Source organism: Salinihabitans flavidus (assembly GCF_900110425.1).
Taxonomy (GTDB): domain Bacteria; phylum Pseudomonadota; class Alphaproteobacteria; order Rhodobacterales; family Rhodobacteraceae; genus Salinihabitans; species Salinihabitans flavidus.
Genome location: NZ_FODS01000002.1, coordinates 128,719 through 149,000, shown reverse-complemented (window position 1 = coordinate 149,000; position 20,282 = coordinate 128,719). Strand labels below are relative to the sequence as shown.

The window sequence follows — 20,282 nt, the reverse complement described above, 5'->3', positions numbered from 1 at the left end:
CGGAGATCCGCCCTGACCGATACGCGCCGCAGTTTTACCCGCGAGTCTGCCGAGCGGCGGCGCGAGGCGCTGATCGCGGCCACGCTCGCGCTCATCTCCGAGCAGGGGATGGGTGCGGCGACGGTGCGGGCGATCGCGGCACGGGCCGAGGTCACGCAGGGGTTGATCCGGCACTATTTCGACAGCAAGGAGGCGCTTCTGACCGCCGCCTACGAGGCGCATATGCACCGGATGACGCAGGCCACGGCGGATGGGGCCGGGGACGGGACCACGGCGCGGGCGCGGCTGGCGGGGTTTGTGGTGGCCGGGCTGACGCCGCCGGTTGTGGATGGCGCGTCGGTTGCGCTCTGGGCCGGATTCCTCAAGACGGTGCGCGAGAACGAGCGGATGCGTGCGACCCATGAGGCCACCTATCGCGATTTCCGCGACCGGCTGGAGGTGCTGATCGCGGCAGCGCTGGAGGAAGAGGGGCGGCACCCGGGTGCGGAGCAGCTTCGGCGGCTGGGGATCGCGGCCAACGCGGTCATCGACGGGCTCTGGCTGGAGGGCGGGGCGCTTCCGGGCGCCTTCGCCGACGGAGAGCTTCCCGATCTCGGGTTGATGGCGGTCGGGGCGATCGTCGGGTTGAATTTGACAAGCGAGGATAGCAGAGCATGAGACTGGCATCGGTGAACACACGTCTGGCGGGACTGGGCGGCGCGAAATGGGACGTGCATTTCAGGGCGCGCGAGATGGCCGCCGCGGGGCGCGAGGTCATTGAGCTGACCATCGGGGAACCGGATGTGCCCGCACCGCAGATGCTCATCGACGCGGCGCAGGACGCGCTTGCGCGCGGGCGCACCGGCTATTCCGACGGGCGCGGAGAGCCGGGGCTGCGCGCGGCGCTGGCCGAACGCTATACGCACACCACCGGAGGCGCGATCGCGCCCGATCAGGTGATGTGCTTTCCCGGCACGCAGACCGCGCTTTACGCGGTGATGACGGGGATCGTGGAGGCGGGCGACGAGGTGCTTGTGGGCGATCCGATGTATGCCACCTATGAAGGGGTGATCCGGGCCACCGGCGCGGACATGGTGCCGGTGCCGCTGCGCCCCGAACGCGGCTTTCGGCTGTCGGCGGAGGATGTGGCCGCGCGGGTGACGCCGCGCACGCGGGCGATCCTGCTCAACACGCCGCACAATCCGACCGGCGCGATCCTGACCGCGGCGGATATGGAGGCGATCGGCGCGGTGGCGCGCGCGCATGACCTGTGGATCGTGGCCGACGAAGTCTATGAGGAGATGGTGTTCGACGGGGCGGAGTTCGTCTCGCCGCTGGCGTGGCCGGATCTGGCCGAGCGGGTGATCGTTGTTTCCTCGATCTCGAAATCCCACGCCGCGCCGGGGTTCCGCAGCGGTTGGGCCATCGGGCCGGAGGCATTCATGGAGGCGCTTCTGCCGCTGTCGGAGACGATGCTGTTCGGCAATCAGCCGTTTCTTGCGGACATGACGGAACGCGCGATCCGCGAAGGCTCTGACGTGGCGGATGGCATGCGGGCGCGGTTTTCGGCGCGCGCGGCGCGGCTGCGCGACCGGCTGGCGGGCGAGAGCGCGCTTGGCGTGCATATGCCGCAGGCCGGGATGTTCGCCATGATCGACGTGTCGGCAACGGGGATGGACGGGCACGCCTATGCCCTCGATCTGCTGGAGCGCGAGGGGGTGGCGGTGATGCCCGGCGCCTCCTTTGGCGAGGTTCTGGATGGCTGGGTGCGCGTCGCGCTGACGGTGGAGGATGCGGCGTTCGACGCCGCCTGCGACCGGATCGTGGCCCATGCCAATACCTGTGTGGGAGAGCCGGCATGACCAGTATCGCAGAGGCACTTGTCGCGCAGTTGAAGGCGCGCGGGGTGGCGACCGTGTTCGGCATCCCCGGCGTGCACACGGTCGAACTTTATCGCGGGCTGGAGGGATCTGGGATCCGCCATGTCACGCCGCGGCACGAACAGGGGGCGGGGTTCATGGCCGATGGCTATGCCCGCGCCTCGGGCCGGCCGGGCGTGGCCTTCGTGATCACCGGGCCGGGGCTGACCAATACGCTGACGCCGATGGCGCAGGCGCGCGCCGACAGCGTGCCGATGCTCGTGGTCTCTGGCGTCAATGCGCGCCCGAGCCTTGGCAAGGGGCTGGGTCATCTGCATGAATTGCCCGATCAGCAGGCGGTGGCGCGCGGGGTTGCGCTCGTCTCCGAGCAGGTGGGGCAGGCGGGCGATCTGTCCCCGGCGCTCGATCGGGCGTTCGCCTGTTTCGAGGGCGGGCGTCCGGGCCCGGCGCATGTGGAACTGCCGCTCGACGTGGCGGGGGCGCCGTATGACGCCGCGCCCGGGCAGCCCGCTCGGCCCGCCGCGCCAGTCCCCGGCGCGGCAGAAATGGCAGAGGCGGCGGCGCGGCTGCGGGCGGCGAAGGCGCCGGTGATCCTTGTCGGGGGCGGGGCGCGCGGCGCGGCGGCGTCTTTGCGCGCGCTGGCCGAACGATTGGGCGCGCCGGTGGTGCAGACGGTGAACGCGCGAGGCGTGATCCACGGCCATCCGCTTGGCGTGCCCGCCAGCCCGAGCCTTCAGGCGGTGCGCGATCTGATCGCGGGGGCCGATGCGGTGCTGGCGGTGGGCACGGAGCTGGGTCCGACCGACTACGACATGTATGAGCGGGGCGACCTGCCGGAGATGGCCGGGCTGATCCGGGTGGATATCTGCCCGCAGCAGCTTGCCCGGCGCGATGCGGCCCTGTCGCTCAATGGCGATGCGGTGGCCACGCTGGAGGCGCTCAATGCCGCACTTGCCGATGTCGGATCTTTGGAGGCCAACGGCGCGGCGCGGGCGGCCGGTGCCCGGCAGGCCGCGCGCGCGGAGATCGGCCCGCAGATGCGCGCGCTCTGCGATATGCTGGAGGCGATGCGCGATGCGGTGCCGGATGCGCTGATCGTCGGCGATTCGACGCAGGCGGTCTACGCCGGGAACCTCTACTACGATCACGACCGAAGGGGCGGCTGGTTCAATTCGGCCACCGGCTATGGCGCACTGGGGTATGCCATTCCGGCGGCGGTGGGAGCCGCGCTCGGCGCGCCGGGGGCGGATGTGATCGCGCTGACCGGCGATGGCGGGGCGCAGTTCACCCTGCCCGAAATGATGGTGGCGGTGGAGGAGAAGTTGCCCGTCACCTTCGTGATCTGGAACAATCTCGGCTATCGGGAAATCGAAACCGCGATGCGCGAGGCCGGGGTCGCGGTGGTGGGCTGCGATCCGGTCCCGCCGGACTTCGAAGCGGTGGCGCGATCCTGCGGGATGCCGTTCACGCGCTGCGCGCCCGGCCCGCAGGACGTGGCCGCCGCCCTGCGCGCGGCGCGGCGCGGCGATGGCCCGGCGATGGTGGAGGTCGACGCGCGCTGATGCGGTGAGCTACCCCTTATGCACATGTGGAAAGAGCCGCACCGCGTGTGCGACCCTTCCCAGGCCCTTGGAGGGATTATTGCAAGGGGGCAGGCTCGAAGCTCAGCGCGCCGTGGATCGTTGCGGTTTCCGGATCGGCGCCGTTCGCAAACTCCAGATGGGTTTCTTCGGTCACCGAAAGCGTGAAGCTCTCGTTCTGTTCCAGAACGCCGGAATCCCAGCTTGCGTCGGTGGCGGTGGCCATGCCCGCGAGATCGGTGACATTGACGAATTGCACCGTATCGCCGGGATCGACAAAGGCGACATCGGGGAAATACCCGTCACCCATGATCAGGATCTGATGTTCCGCCGCCTGAAGCGGCATGACACCGACCATCACGGTCAGCGCGGCCGCAGCGAATGTCCTGTGCACCATTTCAAAGCCTCTTTCGTTACCAATTCTGTAGAACCTGTGCCCCTTTCAGGATCACCTTTTCAAATACAGTGAAATTGCGGCAGGAATTTGACCATGCCCCGGATGAAACGGGCCGGGGCGGATGGTCGTCCGGGGGATTATCAAATAATCCGAACGGCACCTTCAGGGTGTGGAGCGCGCGATTGCGGTTGGATATGCAGGGCGATCACGGTTTGATGACGTGGCGCGCCCTTTCGCCGCGCGCCGCCACAAGGAGACACCCATGCCCGGCCCCTATCACGTTCCCCAAGGCGGGTTGCCACCGCAGACCCAGCTTCTGACCGGCAGGGCGGTCTTTACCGACGCCTACGCCGTGATCCCCGCCGGCACGATGAGCGATATCGTCACCTCGCGGCTGCCATTCTGGGAGGGGGCGCGGTTCTGGGTGCTGGCGCGGCCCATGAGCGGGTTTGCCGAGACCTTTTCGCATTCCATCGCAGAGCTGGCAGCGGGCGGCGGGTCGGACAGGCCGGAGCTGGACAGCCGGGCGCAGGCGGTGATCTTCGTGGTCGCGGGCATGCTGCGGCTGACGATCGACGGGACGGCGCATGAGATGGGCGCGGGCGGCTATGCCTATATTCCTGCCGGGGCGGACTGGACACTCTGGAACGCGGGGCAGGAGGCGGCGAGTTTCCACTGGGTGCGCAAGGCCTATGAGGATGTCGAGGGGCTGGACCGACCGGGGGCTTTTGTCACCTCGGACGCCGAGGTGCAGCCGCAGCCGATGCCGGACACGGAGGGCAAATGGGCGACAACGCGGTTTGCCGATCCGGACGATCTGCGCCACGACATGCATGTGAACATCGTCACCTTCGAGCCGGGAGCGGTGATCCCCTTTCTGGAAACCCATGTGATGGAACATGGGCTATACGTGCTGGAGGGCAAGGCGGTCTACAGGCTCAACCGCGATTGGGTCGAGGTGGAGGCGGGCGATTTCATGTGGCTGCGCGCCTTTTGTCCGCAGGCCTGCTATGCGGGCGGGCCGGGACGGTTCCGCTATTTGCTTTACAAGGACGTGAACCGGCATATGTCACTGCGCTGAGCGCGCGCCTTCTTTCAGGGCGCGCCGAGGGCACGGGAGAGATCGGCGGCGGCGCGGGATATCAACGCCCCGAGGTGTTCGATACGGTCCTCGCGCATGCGGTGGGTCGGGCCGGAGACGGAGATGCCCGCCACCGCCTCACCGTAGAAGTTCAGGATCGGGGCCGCGATGCAGCGCATCCCCTCGGTCCGTTCCTCGTCGTCGAAACTGTAGCCACACACGCGAATGCGGTCGAGATCGGCGCGCATGGCCGCCGGGTCGGTGATCGTCTTGGGCGTGAACGCCTCTAGGGTGTCGCGCAGGAAGCCGTCGATGCGGGCCGGGTCGGCAAAGGCCAGAAGCGCCTTGCCGATGCCGGAGGCGTGCAGCGGGCTTTGCGTGCCGGGGGGGGAAAAGGCGCGGATCGTTTCATGCGTTTCGACCTGCGACAGGAACAGAATCTTCCCGCCCTTCTCGATCGCAAGATTGGCGGTCTCTCCGGTCGATTCCATCAGGCTGCGCATGACGGGGCGGGCGCGTTCCACCACCGAGGCGCGGCGCAGGAAGGCGGAGCCGAGCCGGAAGGCGCCGGGGCCGACGTGCCATGTCTGATCGCCGGGATCGGCCTCGGCCATGCCGCGCACCTCCAGCGTGGTGAGGATGCGGTAGATCGTGGCCGGGGATTGCCCCAGATCCTCCGCGATTTCGGTGAGGGTCTGACCGCCTTGTGCCGCCAACGCCTCCAGCACGTCAAGCGCGCGGTCAAGCGACTGAATCCGGGTCTTTTCGGTCTGATCGTGGAACGCCTTGGGGCGACCGCGCTGGCGGAGTTTCGGGGGCATGGGATACCTGTGTGTTGCCGCCGAGGGCGGGGGGCTGAGCTATTTTGAAATATTATTTTGTGCAGTGAAAAATATCAAGTGATTGTAATAAGGTTAAGAATTACCCTTTCGCCGTTTCTGAAAAATGTTTTCAAAAAAATTGCGGTATGACGGAGGCGGGCCTATCCTTGCGTCAAGCCAAGCCAAGGAGCCTGCCATGAGCTTTCAGAACCCGGTTTTCATTCCCGGCCCGACCAATATCCCCGAGGCGCTGCGCCGCGCGGTGGACATGCCGACGATCGACCACCGTTCCGCGCTGTTCGCCGAGATCCTGCATCCGGCGCGCGAGAAGGTGAAGGCCGTGCTGAAAAGCGAGGCGGCGGAGGTGTTCTTCTTTCCCTCGACCGGAACGGGGGGCTGGGAGGTGGCGATCACCAACACGCTTTGCCCCGGCGACCGGGTGCTGGCGGCGCGCAACGGCATGTTCAGCCAGCGCTGGATCGACATGTGCGAGCGGCACGGGCTGACGGTCGAGGTGGTCGAAACGCCCTGGGGCGACGGCATTCCCGCCGACCGCTTCGAGGAGATCCTGACCGCCGACGCGGGCCACGAGATCAAGGCCGTTCTGGCCACCCATAACGAGACCGCGACCGGCGTGACATCCGACATCGCGGCGGTGCGCCGGGCGATGGAGGCCGCCGGGCATCCGGCGCTGCTTCTCGTCGATGGGGTGAGTTCCATCGCCTCCATGGATTTCCGTATGGACGAATGGGGCGTGGATGTTGCCGTGACCGGATCGCAGAAGGGGTTCATGCTGCCGGCCGGGCTGGCCATCGTCGGGTTTTCGCCCCGCGCGATGGCAGCGGTGGAGCGCGCGACGCTGCCGCGCACCTTCTTCGACATTCGCGACATGGGGCGCAGCTATGCCGCGAACGGCTATCCCTTCACCCCGGCGGTGGGGTTGCTCAACGGTCTGAACCAGAGCTGTGACATGCTGCTCGCCGAAGGGCTTGAGGCCGTGTTTGCCCGCCACCACCGTATCGCGGAGGGGGTGCGGGCGGCTGTTCGGGCCTGGGGGCTGGAGCTTTGCGCCAACGCGCCGGAGCTTTATTCCGACAGCGTGAGCGCGATCCGCACGCCCGAAGGGGTCAACGCCACCGATATCGTGACCCATGCGGCCGACGTTTATGGTGTGGCCTTCGGTGTCGGGCTGGGCGAGGTCGCGGGCAAGGTGTTCCGTATCGGGCACCTCGGCTCTCTGACCGATGTGATGGCCCTTTCCGGGATCGCCACCGCCGAGATGTGCATGGCCGATCTGGGGATGGATGTGACGCTCGGCTCCGGCGTGGCCGCCGCGCAGGAAGTCTATCGCCGCAGCGCGGGCAACGGCCGGCGCGAGGCGGCCTGAGATGAAGGATGCGCCGATGTATATACCCAACCTCGATGACATGCTGGCCGCGCGCGTGCGGATCGCGCCCCATGTGCATCGCACGCCGGTCCTGACCTCTTCGTTTCTCAATGAACTGACCGGGGCGGAGCTGTTCTTCAAATGCGAGAACTTCCAGAAGGCCGGGGCGTTCAAGGTGCGCGGCGCCTCCAACGCGGTGTTCGGGCTGAGCGACGAGCAGGCCGCGAAGGGCGCGGCGACGCATTCGAGCGGCAATCACGCGCTGAGCCTGTCCTATGCCGCCGGGCGGCGGGGGATTCCCTGCCATGTGGTGATGCCGCGCACCGCGCCGCAGGCCAAGAAGGAGGCCGTGATCGCCTATGGCGGGAAGATCACCGAATGCGAGCCCTCCACCTCCTCGCGCGAAGAGGTCTTCGCGCGGGTGCAGGAAGAGACCGGCGCGGATTTCGTTCACCCCTACAACGATCCGCGCGTGATCGCGGGGCAGGGGACATGCTCTGCCGAGTTGCGCGAGCAGGTCGAGGGGCTGGATGCGGTGATCGCGCCCATTGGCGGGGGCGGCATGATCTCGGGCACCTGCCTGACGCTGTCGAATCTCGCGCCGGAGGTGGAGGTTTTCGCGGCCGAGCCGGAGCAGGCCGACGACGCCTGCCGCAGCTTCAGGGCCGGACACATCATCGCCGATGACGCGCCGGTGACGGTGGCGGACGGGCTCAAGGTGCCGCTCAAGGACCTGACATGGCATTTCGTGAGCCATCACGTCACCGATATTCTGACCGCCTCCGAGCAGGAGATCATCGACGCGATGCGCCTGACGTGGGCACGCATGAAGATCGTGATGGAGGCATCAAGCGCCGTGCCGCTGGCGACCATCCTCAAGAACCGCGAGCGGTTCGCGGGCCGGCGCGTGGGCGTGATCATCACCGGGGGGAATGTCGATCTCGACAGGCTGCCCTGGATGGAAAGCTGAAAATCTGGCGCCGCGCGACAATGCGCGCGCGAACGGAAAGGACCTGAAGGATGAAAGACGTGACCAACCTAGACGACTTCGAAGTCGGCTTCGACATCCCGGCCAAGCCCGGTATGGATGAGGCGGATATTCAAACCCCGTGCCTGATCCTCGATCTCGACGCGCTGGAGCGCAATATCAGGAAGATGGGCGATTATGCCAAGGCGCACGGGATGCGCCACCGGGTGCATGGCAAGATGCACAAGTCCGTGGACGTGGCGAAATTGCAGGAAAAGCTGGGCAACTCTGTCGGGGTCTGCTGCCAGAAGGTGTCCGAGGCAGAGGTGTTCGCCCGTGGAGGGATCAAGGATATACTGGTGTCCAATCAGGTGCGCGACGCGGCCAAGATCGACCTTCTGGCGCGAATGCCGAAATACGGCTGCCGGGTGATCGTTTGCGTCGATGATATCGACAATGTGGCGGACCTGTCCACCGCCGCCGCCGCGCATGGAACGCAGATCGAATGCTTCGTGGAAATCGACTGCGGCGCGGGGCGCTGCGGCGTGACGACAACAGAGGATGTCGTCGCCATCGCCAGGGCGATCGACGCGGCCGATGGGCTGAAGTTCAGCGGTATCCAAGCCTATCAGGGCGCGATGCAGCACATCGACGCATACGAGGACCGCAAGGCCAAGCTCGACATTGCCATCGCCATGGTGCGCGACGCGGTCGAGGCGCTGACCGCCGAGGGGCTGAAGCCGGAGCTGGTGTCGGGCGGCGGCACCGGCAGCTATTACTTCGAGTCCAACTCGGGCGTGTTTAACGAGCTTCAGGCCGGATCATACGCCTTCATGGATGCCGATTACGGGCGCATTCTGGATGAGAATGGCCAGCGGATCGATCAGGGCGAGTGGGAGAATGCGCTCTTCCTGCTCACAAGCGTGATGAGCCACGCCAAACCCGACAAGGCGATCTGCGATGCGGGGCTGAAGGCGCAGTCGGTCGATAGCGGGCTGCCGGTGATCTTTGGCCGGGACGATGTGGAATACATCAAATGCTCGGACGAGCATGGCGTGATCGCCGACCCCGATGGCGTGCTGAAGATCAACGAGAAACTCAAGCTGGTGCCGGGCCACTGCGACCCGACGTGCAACGCGCATGACTGGTATGTGGGCGTGCGCGGCGGCAAGGTGGAATGCGTCTGGCCTGTCACGGCGCGCGGGCGGGCCTACTGATTCGGGGCTTGGTCAGAGGCGCCCGCCGGATCGGGCGGGCGCACCGATACTGAAAAGAAGGATTGCGCGATGATCATCGTTCCCGAACGGGAGATTGCCGGGCTGATCACGCCCGAGGCCGCGTTCGACGCGGTTGAGAACGTGTTCGGCGCGATGGCGCGCGGGGAGGCCCTTAACTTCCCCGTGATTCGCGAGGCGATCGGCCATGCCGACGCGCTCTATGGGTTCAAGAGCGGGTTTGACCGGGCCGGCCTTGTCATGGGCCTGAAATCGGGAGGCTACTGGCCGGGCAACGCCGACAAGGGGCTGACCAATCATCAGTCCACCGTGATTCTGTTCGATCCCGACACCGGGCGGGCCACGGCGCTTGTGGGCGGCAATCTTCTGACCGCGCTGCGCACGGCGGCGGCCGCTGCGGTGTCGATCCGGCATCTAGCGCGGCCGGACGCCAAGGTGTTGGGCATGATCGGGGCAGGTCATCAGTCCACATTCCAGATGCGTGCGGCGCTGGCGCAGCGGCGATTCGAGAGGGTGATCGGCTGGAACCTGCATCCCGAACGCCTCAGCCGTCTGCAAGAGGTGGCGCAAGAGCATGATCTGCCCTTCGAGGCGGTGGACCTGCCCCAGATGCGGGAGGCGGATGTGATCATCACCATCACGTCAAGTTTCGATCCCATCCTGATGAGCGATCATGTCGCCGACGGCACGCATATCGCCAGCATGGGCACCGACACCAAGGGCAAGCAGGAGCTGGAGCCCGCGCTGGTCGCCCGCGCCCGCCGTTTCACCGACGAGGTGGCGCAATCGGTCAGCATCGGGGAATGTCAGCACGCGGTGGCCGCGGGGCTGATCGGTGCCGACGACATCGCCGAGATCGGCGCGGTGATCAACGGCACCTATCCGGGACGCGAAGGCGCGCGGGAGGTCACGCTGTTCGACGGCACCGGCGTGGGGCTTCAGGATCTCGCGGTGGCGGCGGCGGCGGTGCGTTTGGCCGGTGAAAAAGGCGTCGCCATCGAGGTGGATTTCTGAAGCGGGGGCTGGTGTTTCCCGCGCAAACCCGGTGAACTGCATGAAAGCACCACCACAACGGACGCCGGGAAGACATGACCACAGCACCCACTCGCATCTTCATCAACGGGTTTGGCCGGATCGGCCGGACCCTGCTGCGCATCATGGCGCGCGGCGGGGAGTTCGATGATCTGGAGATTGTCGGGATCAACGATATTGAGCCGTTGGAAACCTGCGCCTATCTCTTTGAATACGATAGCGTTTTCGGACCATACCCCGGCGACGTGCAGGCCGGGGGCGGGCAGTTGACGGTGGACGGCCGCGCCATCCCCTTTCACGCGGAAGGCGATTTGCGTGCGCTCGATCTGTCGGGTGTCGATCTTGTACTGGAATGCACCGGCATGGCCGGCAAGCGCGCCGTGGCCGAGCGCGGGATCGAGGCGGGTGCGGGCGCAGTGCTGATTTCCGGCCCGTCCGATGAGGCGGATATCACAGTCGTGATGGGCGCCAACGAGGATCGGCTGGGCGATCACCGGATCGTGTCGAACGCCTCCTGCACGACGAATGCGCTTGCGCCGCTGATGCGCATGCTGGACGACGGGTTCGGCCTGATCAGCGGGCAGATGACCACCGTGCATTGCTACACCGGCAGCCAGCCAACAGTGGACAAGCCGCGCGGCGATCTGGCGCGCAGCCGGGCCGCGGCGCTGTCGATGGTGCCCACGACGACATCGGCGCAGCGCCTGACCGACCGGGTTCTGCCGCACCTCAAGGGACGGGTGGAGGCGCGCGCGATCCGGGTGCCGACCGCCAGCGTGAGCGCCATAGATATGACCATACAGACCCGCGCGCCGGTCACGAAAGAGAGTGCGAACGCCCACCTGAAGGCAGAGGCGGCGCGCTCGCCTTTGATCGGCTGGACGGAAAAGCCGCTGGTGAGCACCGACCTGCGCGCCCGGCCCGAATCGCTCATCCTGTCCGGCCCCGAAACCTCGGTTTCGGACGGCGGGCTGCTGCGGGTGTTCGGCTGGTATGACAACGAATGGGGGTTTTCGTGCCGGATGCTGGACATGGCGCGCCTCATGGCGTGTCGCGGCAACGGCTGAGAGGGACAGAGGGAGGACACAGATGACGAGCAGTGGCAGGGACGACGACAAGCTGCGCGAGCGGGCGCTTTACTACCACGAGTATCCCAAACCCGGAAAACTGGAGATCCGGCCCACCAAGCCGATGGCCACGGGGCGCGATCTCAGCCTGGCCTATTCACCCGGCGTGGCCGAAGCCTGTCTTGAGATCGACAGGAACCCGGCGGAGGCCGCGCGCTATACCGCCAAGGGCAACCTCGTCGCGGTGATCACGAACGGGTCCGCAGTGCTTGGCCTTGGCAATATCGGGGCGCAGGCGAGCAAACCGGTGATGGAGGGCAAGGCCGTCCTGTTCAAGAAATTCGCCGGCATCGACTGCTTCGACATCGAGGTGAACGAGGACGACCCCGAGGCGCTCGCCGATCTGGTGTGCCGGCTGGAGCCGACGTTCGGCGCCATCAACCTTGAGGACATCAAGGCCCCAGATTGTTTCGTGGTGGAGCGGATCTGCCGCGAGCGGATGAACATCCCGGTGTTTCACGACGATCAGCACGGCACCGCCATCGTGGCGGCGGCGGCGGCCTATAACGCATTGATCGTGGCCGGAAAATCGGTGGAGACCATCCGCGTTGCCGCGCTTGGCGCGGGGGCGGCGGGGATCGCCTGTCTCAAGATGCTGATGGTGATGGGCGTCAAGCACGAGAATATCCTCATGCTCGACAGCAAGGGGGTGGTGCATACCGGCCGCAACGATCTGTCTCCCGAGAAGGCGGAGTTCGCGCAGGACACCGATAAGCGCAGCATCGAGGACGCGCTCAGCGGGGCGGACCTGTTTCTCGGGGTGTCGGGGCCCGGGCTGCTCACCGGGGAGATGGTCAAGCTGATGGCGAAGGACCCCATCATCTTCGCGCTGGCCAATCCCACTCCCGAGATCATGCCCGATGTCGCGCGAGAGGCATCCCCGGGGGCGCTCATCGCCACGGGGCGGAGCGATTATCCCAATCAGGTCAACAACGTGCTGTGTTTTCCCTTCATCTTCCGGGGCGCGCTTGACGTCGGCGCGACAGAGATCAACGACGAGATGAAGATGGCCTGCGTGGAGGCGATCGCGGGCCTTGCGCGCGCCACGGCCTCGGCGGAGGTGGGGCAGGCGTATCGCGGCGAGACGCTCAAGTTCGGGCTCGATTACCTGATCCCCAAGCCCTTCGATCCAAGGTTGCTGCCAACCATCGCGCTCGCCGTGGCCAAGGCGGCGATGGACAGCGGCGTGGCCACGCGGCATATCGACCTCGACGCCTATGGCGCGCAGCTTCAGGCGCAGGTGTTCCGCTCGTCCATGATCATGCGCCCCGTGTTCGATGCGGCGCGCGCGTCAACCCGGCGGATCGTCTTCGCCGAGGGTGAGGATGAGCGCGTGATGCGCGCCGCGCAGGCGATGGTCGAGGAGGCGGTGGACACGCCGATCCTGATCGGGCGGCCCGAGGTCGTGGAAATGCGGCTCGACCGGATGGGGCTCAAGATCCGGCCCGGCGCGGATTTCGAACTGGTCAATCCCGAAAGCGACGCGCGCTTTCGCGACTACTGGTCCCGCTATCATCAGATCATGCGCCGCAAGGGGGTTACCCCCGATCTGGCCAAGGCGATCATCCGGACCAACACCACCGCCATCGCCGCCATGGCGGTGGAGCGCGGCGAGGCCGACAGCATGATTTGCGGTACTTTCGGGGAATACCGCTGGCATCTCAACTATGTCACGCAAGTTCTTGAAAACACAGAACTACACCCTATCGGCGCGCTCTCCCTCATCCTGCTGGACCGGGGGCCGATCTTCGTTGCCGATACCCATATCCACATCGAACCGGAGGCCGAGCAGATCGCCGAAACCGTGATCGCCGCGGCGCGTCACGTGCGCCGCTTCGGCGTCACACCGAAGATCGCGCTCTGCTCCGGAAGCCAGTTCGGCAACCTCGACAGCCGCTCGGGCCGGGTGATGCGCGGCGCGCTGGAAATCCTCGACACGCGGTCCCGCGATTTCGAGTATGAGGGCGAGATGCACACCGATGCGGCGCTCGATCCGGATCTGCGCGAGCGGCTGTTTCCCGACGGGCGGTTGAGCGGCAAGGCCAATGTGCTGGTCTATGCCAATACCGATGCGGCGGGGGCCACGCGCAATGTGCTCAAATCGCTAGCGGACGGGCTGGAGGTGGGGCCGATCCTGATGGGGATGGGCAACCGGGCGCATATCGTGACCCCCTCGATCACGGTGCGCGGGCTTCTCAACATCTCGGCGCTGGCGGGAACGACGGTGTCGACCTACGGTTGAGAGAATCAGGGTTAACGTGCTGAAAACGCTGAAAAAGCCGTTTCGGTATCACGTCGGTAAAACGTCGGTATCGCGTCGGTGGCGATGACCGCCTCGCGCCGTCTTCGGACGTGATGAACGGGACGGGCGTTGCGTTGGAGTATTTTCGGAACAAAGAAAGGGCAGGGCACCTGCCGCATCTTTTCGGGTCAAATGCCTTGGGAGTTTGGGGGTGAATCCCCCAACGCACGTATGAGTCGCGCCGCACGGCGCCCCGTTTGGTCCTAGCGCAGAGGCTTGAAATGGGCGTTGCGGGCGGCGCAGTCGCGGCTGACGTCGCGGCCGCAGGGGACGGGCGCGAGATCTTTTGACAGGCAGATGCGCGCCTCCTGGATGTGGCCGTCGCGGCAGGTGATGGTGATCATCTCCTCGGTGAGCGAGGGGTTGGCCCTGAGGAACGCCTCCTCCACGACAGAGGCGGGCAGGCGCACCGGGTCCGTGAGGGTGCGGAACATGGGCGGGCGGGCGATGCTGTCATAGGCGCGGCGCGAGAGGGCGAAGTAGTCCTCTGCCGCAAGGCCCGAGCAGCGCCCGTGCTTTTTCCACTGATACCAGGCCAGGCCCGGGGTGCCCATGATATCGGCCATCGACCGTGTCAGGGCGCGCGGCGGGTTGGGCGTGGCGGTCGGGCAGAAGGCGGGCCAGCCGCGATGATACTGCGGCCAGAGTCCGTGCAGCACCCAGCCATGCCCGCCCCCCGTCTCGCAGGGGGCCGCGCCGCGCGCATCCCCGTCGAGCGCGCACCAGTTGGGCGACCAGCTCAGGCTGAGCAGGTAATAGTCGAACACGCCCGCCGGCTCGCCGTCGGCGCGCGCGGTGGCGGCGGGCAGGGCGAGGATCAGCCCGCAGAGGAAAAGGATCACAGGGCGCATTCGCTCTTTCCTTATGGAACGACAGGCACTATATAGCCGCCAAGTTCCCCGACAACGGAAACCCGTCCCGGATCTGCCATATCCGGGGCAGCCTGCCAAGGCAGGCGCCGGGAAAGTCTTGTCGGGGCCGACCCGTGAAGGAGATGACAATGGCAAAACCGATCATGGCCAAGGCGACAGCCGTCTGGCTTGTTGACAATACCACCCTGACGTTCAAGCAGATCGCGGATTTCGTCGGGATGCATGAGCTGGAGATCCAGGGGATCGCCGATGGCGATGTGGCCGCGGGGGTGAAGGGCTTTGACCCGGTCACCAACAACCAGTTGTCGGCCGAAGATATCGAATTGGCAGAGAAAGACCCGCAGCGCGGGCTCAAGCTCAAGCACAACCCCGCCGCGCAGGGCGAGGAAAAACGCCGCGGCCCGCGCTATACCCCGCTGTCCAAGCGGCAGGACCGTCCCGCGTCGATCCTGTGGCTGGTGAAGTTCCACCCCGAGCTGACCGATGCGCAGATCGGCAAGCTGGTGGGCACCACGAAGCCGACGATTCAGGCCATCCGCGAGCGCACCCATTGGAACATTTCCAATATTCAGCCGATCGACCCGGTGGCGCTTGGCCTGTGCAAGCAGTCCGAGCTTGACGAGGCGGTGCAGAAGGCCGCCGGCACGAAGGTCGCCAAGGGCACGGTGATGAACGATGACGAGCGTCGCAAGCTGGTCAGCACGGAGCAGTCGCTCGGCATGGATGCCGAGCCGCGAATGCCCACTGCGATCGAGGGGCTGGAGACCTTCAGCCTGACCGAAAGCGATGACCGTCAAGCGGACGAAGACAAGCCGGACCGCGGCGATTACAGGGATGCGGAGAGTTTCTTCAACCTGCCCGACGGCGCACATGAAAACGACGATGAGGATGACGACGAGGACGACGACGAGAAGAAGGGCCGCGACACCCGCAAGGGACGCTGAGCCTTACCGGGCGTTTCGTTCAGACTCTGTGCACCGCCCCTTTCGGGGGGCGGTTTTTTCGTGCCGCGCAGGCGCATGTGGCGGTGCGGCCGTCTGCGCGGTCAGAGCGGTTTGCGGGCGCGCAGGGCGGCACCGATGGTGCCTTCGTCGAGATAGTCCAGCTCTCCGCCGATCGGCACGCCCTGGGCCAGCGACGACAGCCGCACCGAATCCTCGAGCATGTCGGCGATGTAATGCGCGGTGGTCAGCCCCTCGACCGTGGCGTTCAGGGCGAGGATCACCTCGGTGATCCCTTCCGCCTCGATCCGGTCCTTCAGGCGCGGCAGCGACAGTTCCTCGGGGCCGATGCCGTCGAGCGCCGACAGGGTGCCGCCGATGACGTGGTAACGGCCCTTGAAGACGCCGGCGCGTTCCATCGCCCAGAGATCCGAGACATCCTCGACCACGCAGAGCTCTCCGGTGGCGCGCCGTTCGTCGCGGCAGATCGCGCAGGTCTCGGAGGTGCCGATATTGCCGCAGGTGAGGCATTCGCGGGCGGTGCGGGCGACGGTCTGCATCGTCTCGGCCAGCGGGCCCAGAAGAAGCGCGCGCTTGCGGATCATGGTCAGCACCGCGCGGCGCGCCGAGCGCGGGCCGAGGCCGGGCAGGCGGGCCATGATCTCGATCAGCCGGTCGATGTCGTTGCTGTTGCTCATCGCGCGCCTTTTGCCGGCGGTCCCTTCAGAAGGGCAGTTTCATGTCCTTGGGCAGGCCCAGATCCTCGGTGATCCGGCCCATCTCTTCCTGCGCGCGGTCGGCCGCCTTGGCCTGCGCGTCCTTGATCGCGGCGAGGATGAGATCCTCGACCACTTCCTTGTCGTCGCCGGAAAAGATCGACGGGTCGATGTCGAGCGACTTCAGTTCCCCCTTTGCCGAGGCGGTGGCCGTCACCAGCCCGGCGCCGGATTCGCCGGTGACGGTGATCTTGTGCAGCTCGTCCTGCATTTCGGCCATGCGGGACTGCATTTCCTGCGCTTTTTTCATCATCCCGGCCATGTCGCCGAGATTTCCAAGGCCCTTGAGCATGTTGTTCTCCTGAGTGGTCTGGCTTGGCTGTTAGATACGGATGGCGATGCGGGCGCACAAGGGGCGGCGCGTCAGTCTTCCTCGAACGGGTCCCATTCGTCGGAGACCTCGGGCAGGGCCTCGGCCTCGGCTTCGGCGGCGATGTCGCGGGCGGAGCGGACGGAGGTGATGCGCGCGCCGGGAAAGGTGTCGAACACCGCCTGCACCAGCGGGTGGGCGCGGGCCTCGTCGCGCAGGGCGTTGTCGTCGGCCTCGCGGGTCTCTGCAATGGTGGGGGCGCCCGCGCCGTTGACCACGCTGACCGCCCAGCGGTTGCCGGTCCAGCGTTGCAAGGTCGCACCGAGGCGCTGCGCCAGATCGCCGGGGGCGTCATCGGTGGGGGTGAATTCGATGCGCCCGGGCTGATAGGCGGCCAGGCGCAGGCAGGTTTCCACCTCCACCAGCAGTTTCACGTCGCGGTTGCTGCGGATCAGCTCGATCACATGCTCGAAGCTGGGATAATGGGTCAGCGCCGGATCGGCGGCCAGCGCCTGCGCGGGGCCGGGACCGCCGGAGGGGGCGCCGCCGCCGGTCGCCCGCGCGGGGGCGTGGGAGGTGTAGCCGCCATTGCCACTGTCCCCGCCATTGCCGGCGGCCGGGGCGCGCGACCCGCCGCCGCCGCCCGGTCCGGGGCCGGCTGCGGGGGGCGGGGGCGTGTCCTGAAGCTTGCGCAGAAGCTCTTCGGGGCTGGGCAGGTCGGCCACATGGGTCAGGCGGATGATCGCCATTTCGGCGGCCATCATGGTATTGGGGGCGTTGCCCACCTCCTCCAGCGTCTTGAGAAGCATCTGCCACAGGCGGGTGAGCACGCGCATTGGCAGCGCGTCCGCCATGGCGCGGCCGCGGGCGCGTTCGTCGGGGCCGACGGTGGGATCCTCGGCGGCCTCGGGGGTGATCTTCACCACGCTGACCCAATGGGTGATCTCGGCCAGATCGCGCAGCACCGCCATCGGGTCCGCGCCCTCGGCATACTGGGCGGACAGCTCGTGCAGGGCGCCGGCGGCATCGCCGCGCAGGATCATGTCGAACAGGTCGAGCACGCGGCCCCGGTCGGCCAGACCGAGCATGGCGCGCACCTGCTCGGCGGTGGTTTCCCCGGCGCCGTGGGAAATGGATTGATCCAGCAGCGAGGTGGCGTCGCGCGCGGAGCCTTCGGCGGCGCGGGTGATCAGCGCCAGCGCGTCGTCGGCGATCGCGGCGCCTTCGGCGGTGGCGATGCGGCGCAGCATGGCGATCATGTCCTCCGGTTCGATCCGGCGCAGATCGAACCGCTGGCAGCGTGACAGCACCGTGACCGGCACCTTGCGGATCTCGGTCGTGGCGAAGATGAATTTCACATGCGCGGGCGGTTCCTCCAGCGTCTTGAGCAGCGCGTTGAAGGCGCTGGTCGAGAGCATGTGCACCTCGTCGATGATGTAGATCTTGTAGCGCGCGGAGGCGGCGCGGTAATGCACGCTTTCGATGATCTCGCGGATGTCGCCCACGCCGGTGCGCGAGGCGGCGTCCATCTCCATCACGTCCACATGGCGGCCTTCCATGATGGCCTTGCAATGCTCGCATGTTCCGCAGGGGTCTGTCGTGGGGCCGCCCTGACCGTCGGGACCGATGCAGTTCATGCCCTTGGCGATGATCCGCGCGGTGGTCGTCTTGCCGGTGCCGCGGATGCCGGTCATGATGAACGCCTGCGCGATGCGGTCGGCCAGAAACGCGTTCTTGAGCGTGCGCACCATCGCGTCCTGACCGACGAGATCGGCGAAGGTCTCGGGGCGGTATTTACGGGCGAGAACCTGATAGGCGGGGGTATCGGACAAGGGGCGCACCTGTTGCGGGGGAATCCTGCCCCGCAGACTAGGGGCTGGCGTGGCGGAGGTCCAGTGGCAGGCCGGGGGCGAGTCCCGCTTGACTTTGTCGCCGCGATGCGGCAAACACCCCTCAACGCCGCCTTGCCGCGTGAGCAGGCCGCGCCCCGTCAGACCGGGCGCAACGGTGTTCGCAATCACCAGATCCCCATCACGCAGGGTTCTTTCGGTCGGGTCGGACCGCATGGGATACGCCCGTGCATGTCGAGGCCCTGCCATACCCTCGTGCGCCGACCCCGAGAGGCGGCCATGACATCCGTCCGTGTGCGGGTCATCTGGCCCTGTGCGGATCGAAAGGATACCTTTTGTTCGATTTCGACATGCTGGGCCTTGAGCCCTCCCTGACCAAGACCATTGCCCGCGCCGGGTTCACCGAGCCGACCCCGATCCAGAATCAGGCGATTCCGCTCGCGCTCGACGGGCACGACATTCTGGGGCTGGCGCAGACCGGCACCGGCAAGACGCTGGCCTTCGGGCTGCCGCTGATCCAGCATCTGCTGGCCGAACCGGCGCGTCCCGCGCCCAAGACGGTCAAGGCGCTTATTCTCGCGCCGACGCGCGAGCTGGTGAACCAGATCGCCGAGAGCCTGCGCCCGCTGGCGTTTTCGACGCCGCTCAAGATCGCCACGGTGGTCGGCGGGCAGTCGATCAACCGCCAGATCGGCGTTCTGGGGCGCGGCACGGATATTCTCGTGGCCACGCCCGGCCGCCTGATCGACCTGATGGAGCGCGGCGCGGTGCGGCTTGAGACCGTGCAGCATCTTGTCCTCGACGAGGCCGACCAGATGCTCGACCTCGGCTTCATCCATGCGCTGCGCAAGATCGCCGCCCGGCTGGGCACGCCGCGCCAGACGATGCTGTTTTCGGCCACGATGCCCAAACAGATGGAAGAGCTGAGCCGTGCCTATCTGACCAACCCCAAGCGGGTGCAGGTCGCGCCTCCGGGCAAGGCAGCGGACAAGGTGACGCAATCCATCATCTTTCTTGAAAAGGCGCACAAGCCCGGCAAGCTGCGGGAAATCCTGTCGCGCGATCTGGATGCGCTGACGCTGGTGTTCGCGCGCACCAAGCACGGGGCGGAAAAGCTGATGAAGCAGCTTGTGGCCGACGGCTACAACGCCGCCTCGATCCACGGCAACAAGAGCCAGGGACAGCGCGACCGCGCCATCAAGGCGTTTCGTGACGGCACCGTGAGAACGCTTGTGGCCACCGATGTGGCCGCGCGGGGGATCGACATTCCCGGTGTGACCTATGTGATCAACTATGACCTGCCCGACACGCCGGACAATTACGTTCACCGCATCGGCCGCACCGCGCGCGCCGGGCGCGAGGGCGAGGCGATCGCCTTCTGTGCGCCCGAAGAGGCGGATCTGCTGTGGCAGGTGGAAAAGGTCATGAAGATCGAGATCCCCGTGGCCAGCGGAACGCGGCCCGAAAGGCTCGGCAAGACGGTCGGCAAGCCGGGCGGCGGACGCAACCGCAATCGCGGCGGTGGCGGCGGCGGCGGTCAAGGCCGTGGCGGCGCGCCTGCCTCGGCGGGCAAGCGCCGGCCCCAGCGGCGTCGGGCGGCGTGACATTCCGGCCTCGGCGGGGAGATCCGGCGAGGCCCTTTGCCCCCCCTTTTGCGCAGCGTGTCGGCCATTTCCATGAAACGGAAAGATTTGACATCCCGCGCGATCCGCCTATCCCGATAGGAAATGTCGATGGATAGCGCA

The 20,282-nt window shown here is 66.6% G+C and carries 18 protein-coding genes; 12 read left to right on the top strand and 6 right to left on the bottom strand.

The features are described from left to right. Nucleotides 1-12 precede the first annotated feature (12 nt). The 3 genes from BMW66_RS02600 to BMW66_RS02590 are packed head-to-tail and all read left to right on the top strand — an operon-like array spanning nt 13 to nt 3,421. On the top strand, nt 13-657 hold the full coding sequence (locus BMW66_RS02600; protein WP_093115093.1) for a TetR/AcrR family transcriptional regulator: 645 nt from the start codon (nt 13-15) through the stop codon (nt 655-657). Next, a complete protein-coding gene (locus BMW66_RS02595; protein ID WP_093115091.1) occupies nt 654-1,841 on the top strand; it encodes a pyridoxal phosphate-dependent aminotransferase in 1,188 nt (395 codons plus the stop codon). The genes BMW66_RS02600 and BMW66_RS02595 overlap by 4 nt, the downstream gene beginning before the upstream one ends. Next, nucleotides 1,838-3,421 carry a 5-guanidino-2-oxopentanoate decarboxylase gene (locus tag BMW66_RS02590; protein ID WP_093115089.1) on the top strand — a complete coding sequence of 528 codons (1,584 nt, stop codon included), beginning with the start codon at nt 1,838-1,840 and terminating at the stop codon, nt 3,419-3,421. The genes BMW66_RS02595 and BMW66_RS02590 overlap by 4 nt, the downstream gene beginning before the upstream one ends. 76 nt (nt 3,422-3,497) lie before the next feature. On the opposite strand, the gene BMW66_RS02585 is transcribed toward BMW66_RS02590, so the two are convergent. Beyond that, nucleotides 3,498-3,836 carry a cupredoxin domain-containing protein gene (locus BMW66_RS02585; protein ID WP_093115087.1) on the bottom strand — a complete coding sequence of 113 codons (339 nt, stop codon included), beginning with the start codon at nt 3,834-3,836 and terminating at the stop codon, nt 3,498-3,500. Between the two features lie 262 nt (nt 3,837-4,098). On the opposite strand from BMW66_RS02585, the gene BMW66_RS02580 reads away from it, so the two are divergent. After that, nucleotides 4,099-4,917: a bifunctional allantoicase/(S)-ureidoglycine aminohydrolase gene (locus BMW66_RS02580; RefSeq protein ID WP_093115085.1), complete on the top strand. Its 819-nt coding sequence runs from the start codon at nt 4,099-4,101 to the stop codon at nt 4,915-4,917. Nucleotides 4,918-4,931: 14 nt separating this feature from the next. On the opposite strand, the gene bhcR is transcribed toward BMW66_RS02580, so the two are convergent. Further along, entirely contained in the window at nt 4,932-5,738 is an 807-nt protein-coding gene (bhcR, locus tag BMW66_RS02575) for an HTH-type transcriptional regulator BhcR (protein ID WP_093115083.1), read from the bottom strand. A 196-nt stretch (nt 5,739-5,934) separates the two neighbouring features. Here bhcR and bhcA point away from each other — a divergent pair, with 196 nt between their 5' ends. The 6 genes from bhcA to BMW66_RS02545 all read left to right on the top strand — a co-directional run bounded on the left by bhcA (nt 5,935) and on the right by BMW66_RS02545 (nt 13,728). Then, nucleotides 5,935-7,125 (top strand): L-aspartate--glyoxylate aminotransferase BhcA, encoded by a 1,191-nt coding sequence (bhcA, locus tag BMW66_RS02570; protein WP_093115081.1) that lies wholly within the window; start codon nt 5,935-5,937, stop codon nt 7,123-7,125. 1 nt (nt 7,126) lies between these two features. Beyond that, a complete protein-coding gene (gene bhcB, locus BMW66_RS02565) occupies nt 7,127-8,095 on the top strand; it encodes a beta-hydroxyaspartate dehydratase BhcB (protein ID WP_093115079.1) in 969 nt (322 codons plus the stop codon). Between the two features lie 50 nt (nt 8,096-8,145). Beyond that, nucleotides 8,146-9,309 carry a 3-hydroxy-D-aspartate aldolase BhcC gene (gene bhcC, locus BMW66_RS02560; protein WP_093115077.1) on the top strand — a complete coding sequence of 388 codons (1,164 nt, stop codon included), beginning with the start codon at nt 8,146-8,148 and terminating at the stop codon, nt 9,307-9,309. A gap of 69 nt (nt 9,310-9,378) precedes the next feature. After that, a complete protein-coding gene (bhcD, locus tag BMW66_RS02555; RefSeq protein WP_093115075.1) occupies nt 9,379-10,341 on the top strand; it encodes an iminosuccinate reductase BhcD in 963 nt (320 codons plus the stop codon). Nucleotides 10,342-10,415: 74 nt separating this feature from the next. Then, nucleotides 10,416-11,426, top strand: coding sequence for a type I glyceraldehyde-3-phosphate dehydrogenase (locus BMW66_RS02550; RefSeq protein ID WP_093115073.1), 1,011 nt, complete (start codon nt 10,416-10,418; stop codon nt 11,424-11,426). Nucleotides 11,427-11,448: 22 nt separating this feature from the next. After that, nucleotides 11,449-13,728: an NADP-dependent malic enzyme gene (locus tag BMW66_RS02545; RefSeq protein ID WP_093115071.1), complete on the top strand. Its 2,280-nt coding sequence runs from the start codon at nt 11,449-11,451 to the stop codon at nt 13,726-13,728. A 263-nt stretch (nt 13,729-13,991) separates the two neighbouring features. On the opposite strand, the gene BMW66_RS02540 is transcribed toward BMW66_RS02545, so the two are convergent. Continuing rightward, a complete protein-coding gene (locus tag BMW66_RS02540; protein ID WP_093115069.1) occupies nt 13,992-14,639 on the bottom strand; it encodes a ribonuclease T2 family protein in 648 nt (215 codons plus the stop codon). Nucleotides 14,640-14,788: 149 nt separating this feature from the next. On the opposite strand from BMW66_RS02540, the gene BMW66_RS02535 reads away from it, so the two are divergent. Beyond that, nucleotides 14,789-15,604, top strand: coding sequence for a DUF1013 domain-containing protein (locus tag BMW66_RS02535; protein WP_093115068.1), 816 nt, complete (start codon nt 14,789-14,791; stop codon nt 15,602-15,604). Between the two features lie 101 nt (nt 15,605-15,705). Here the strand turns inward: BMW66_RS02535 and recR are convergent, their stop codons facing one another. The 3 genes from recR to BMW66_RS02520 all read right to left on the bottom strand — a co-directional run bounded on the left by recR (nt 15,706) and on the right by BMW66_RS02520 (nt 18,519). Then, nucleotides 15,706-16,299 (bottom strand): recombination mediator RecR, encoded by a 594-nt coding sequence (recR, locus tag BMW66_RS02530; RefSeq protein WP_093115066.1) that lies wholly within the window; start codon nt 16,297-16,299, stop codon nt 15,706-15,708. A gap of 25 nt (nt 16,300-16,324) precedes the next feature. Beyond that, the gene (locus BMW66_RS02525) at nt 16,325-16,669 is read right to left on the bottom strand and encodes a YbaB/EbfC family nucleoid-associated protein (protein WP_093115064.1); all 345 of its coding nucleotides are present in this window, start codon (nt 16,667-16,669) and stop codon (nt 16,325-16,327) included. A gap of 71 nt (nt 16,670-16,740) precedes the next feature. Continuing rightward, nucleotides 16,741-18,519: a DNA polymerase III subunit gamma/tau gene (locus BMW66_RS02520; protein WP_093115405.1), complete on the bottom strand. Its 1,779-nt coding sequence runs from the start codon at nt 18,517-18,519 to the stop codon at nt 16,741-16,743. A gap of 353 nt (nt 18,520-18,872) precedes the next feature. On the opposite strand from BMW66_RS02520, the gene BMW66_RS02515 reads away from it, so the two are divergent. Further along, nucleotides 18,873-20,141, top strand: coding sequence for a DEAD/DEAH box helicase (locus BMW66_RS02515; protein WP_093115063.1), 1,269 nt, complete (start codon nt 18,873-18,875; stop codon nt 20,139-20,141). Nucleotides 20,142-20,282: the final 141 nt, after the last annotated feature.

Bases quoted from the DNA above. Each gene is read 5' to 3' on its own strand.
- BMW66_RS02550 (WP_093115073.1), top strand. From the start codon at position 10,416: ATGACCACAGCACCCACTCGCATCTTCATCAACGGGTTTGGCCGGATC.
- BMW66_RS02585 (WP_093115087.1), bottom strand. From the start codon at position 3,836: ATGGTGCACAGGACATTCGCTGCGGCCGCGCTGACCGTGATGGTCGGT.
- BMW66_RS02540 (WP_093115069.1), bottom strand. From the start codon at position 14,639: ATGCGCCCTGTGATCCTTTTCCTCTGCGGGCTGATCCTCGCCCTGCCC.
- BMW66_RS02580 (WP_093115085.1), top strand. From the start codon at position 4,099: ATGCCCGGCCCCTATCACGTTCCCCAAGGCGGGTTGCCACCGCAGACC.
- BMW66_RS02545 (WP_093115071.1), top strand. From the start codon at position 11,449: ATGACGAGCAGTGGCAGGGACGACGACAAGCTGCGCGAGCGGGCGCTT.
- bhcR (WP_093115083.1), bottom strand. From the start codon at position 5,738: ATGCCCCCGAAACTCCGCCAGCGCGGTCGCCCCAAGGCGTTCCACGAT.
- recR (WP_093115066.1), bottom strand. From the start codon at position 16,299: ATGAGCAACAGCAACGACATCGACCGGCTGATCGAGATCATGGCCCGC.
- BMW66_RS02590 (WP_093115089.1), top strand. From the start codon at position 1,838: ATGACCAGTATCGCAGAGGCACTTGTCGCGCAGTTGAAGGCGCGCGGG.
- BMW66_RS02535 (WP_093115068.1), top strand. From the start codon at position 14,789: ATGGCAAAACCGATCATGGCCAAGGCGACAGCCGTCTGGCTTGTTGAC.
- BMW66_RS02525 (WP_093115064.1), bottom strand. From the start codon at position 16,669: ATGCTCAAGGGCCTTGGAAATCTCGGCGACATGGCCGGGATGATGAAA.
- bhcA (WP_093115081.1), top strand. From the start codon at position 5,935: ATGAGCTTTCAGAACCCGGTTTTCATTCCCGGCCCGACCAATATCCCC.
- bhcD (WP_093115075.1), top strand. From the start codon at position 9,379: ATGATCATCGTTCCCGAACGGGAGATTGCCGGGCTGATCACGCCCGAG.
- bhcB (WP_093115079.1), top strand. From the start codon at position 7,127: ATGAAGGATGCGCCGATGTATATACCCAACCTCGATGACATGCTGGCC.
- bhcC (WP_093115077.1), top strand. From the start codon at position 8,146: ATGAAAGACGTGACCAACCTAGACGACTTCGAAGTCGGCTTCGACATC.
- BMW66_RS02595 (WP_093115091.1), top strand. From the start codon at position 654: ATGAGACTGGCATCGGTGAACACACGTCTGGCGGGACTGGGCGGCGCG.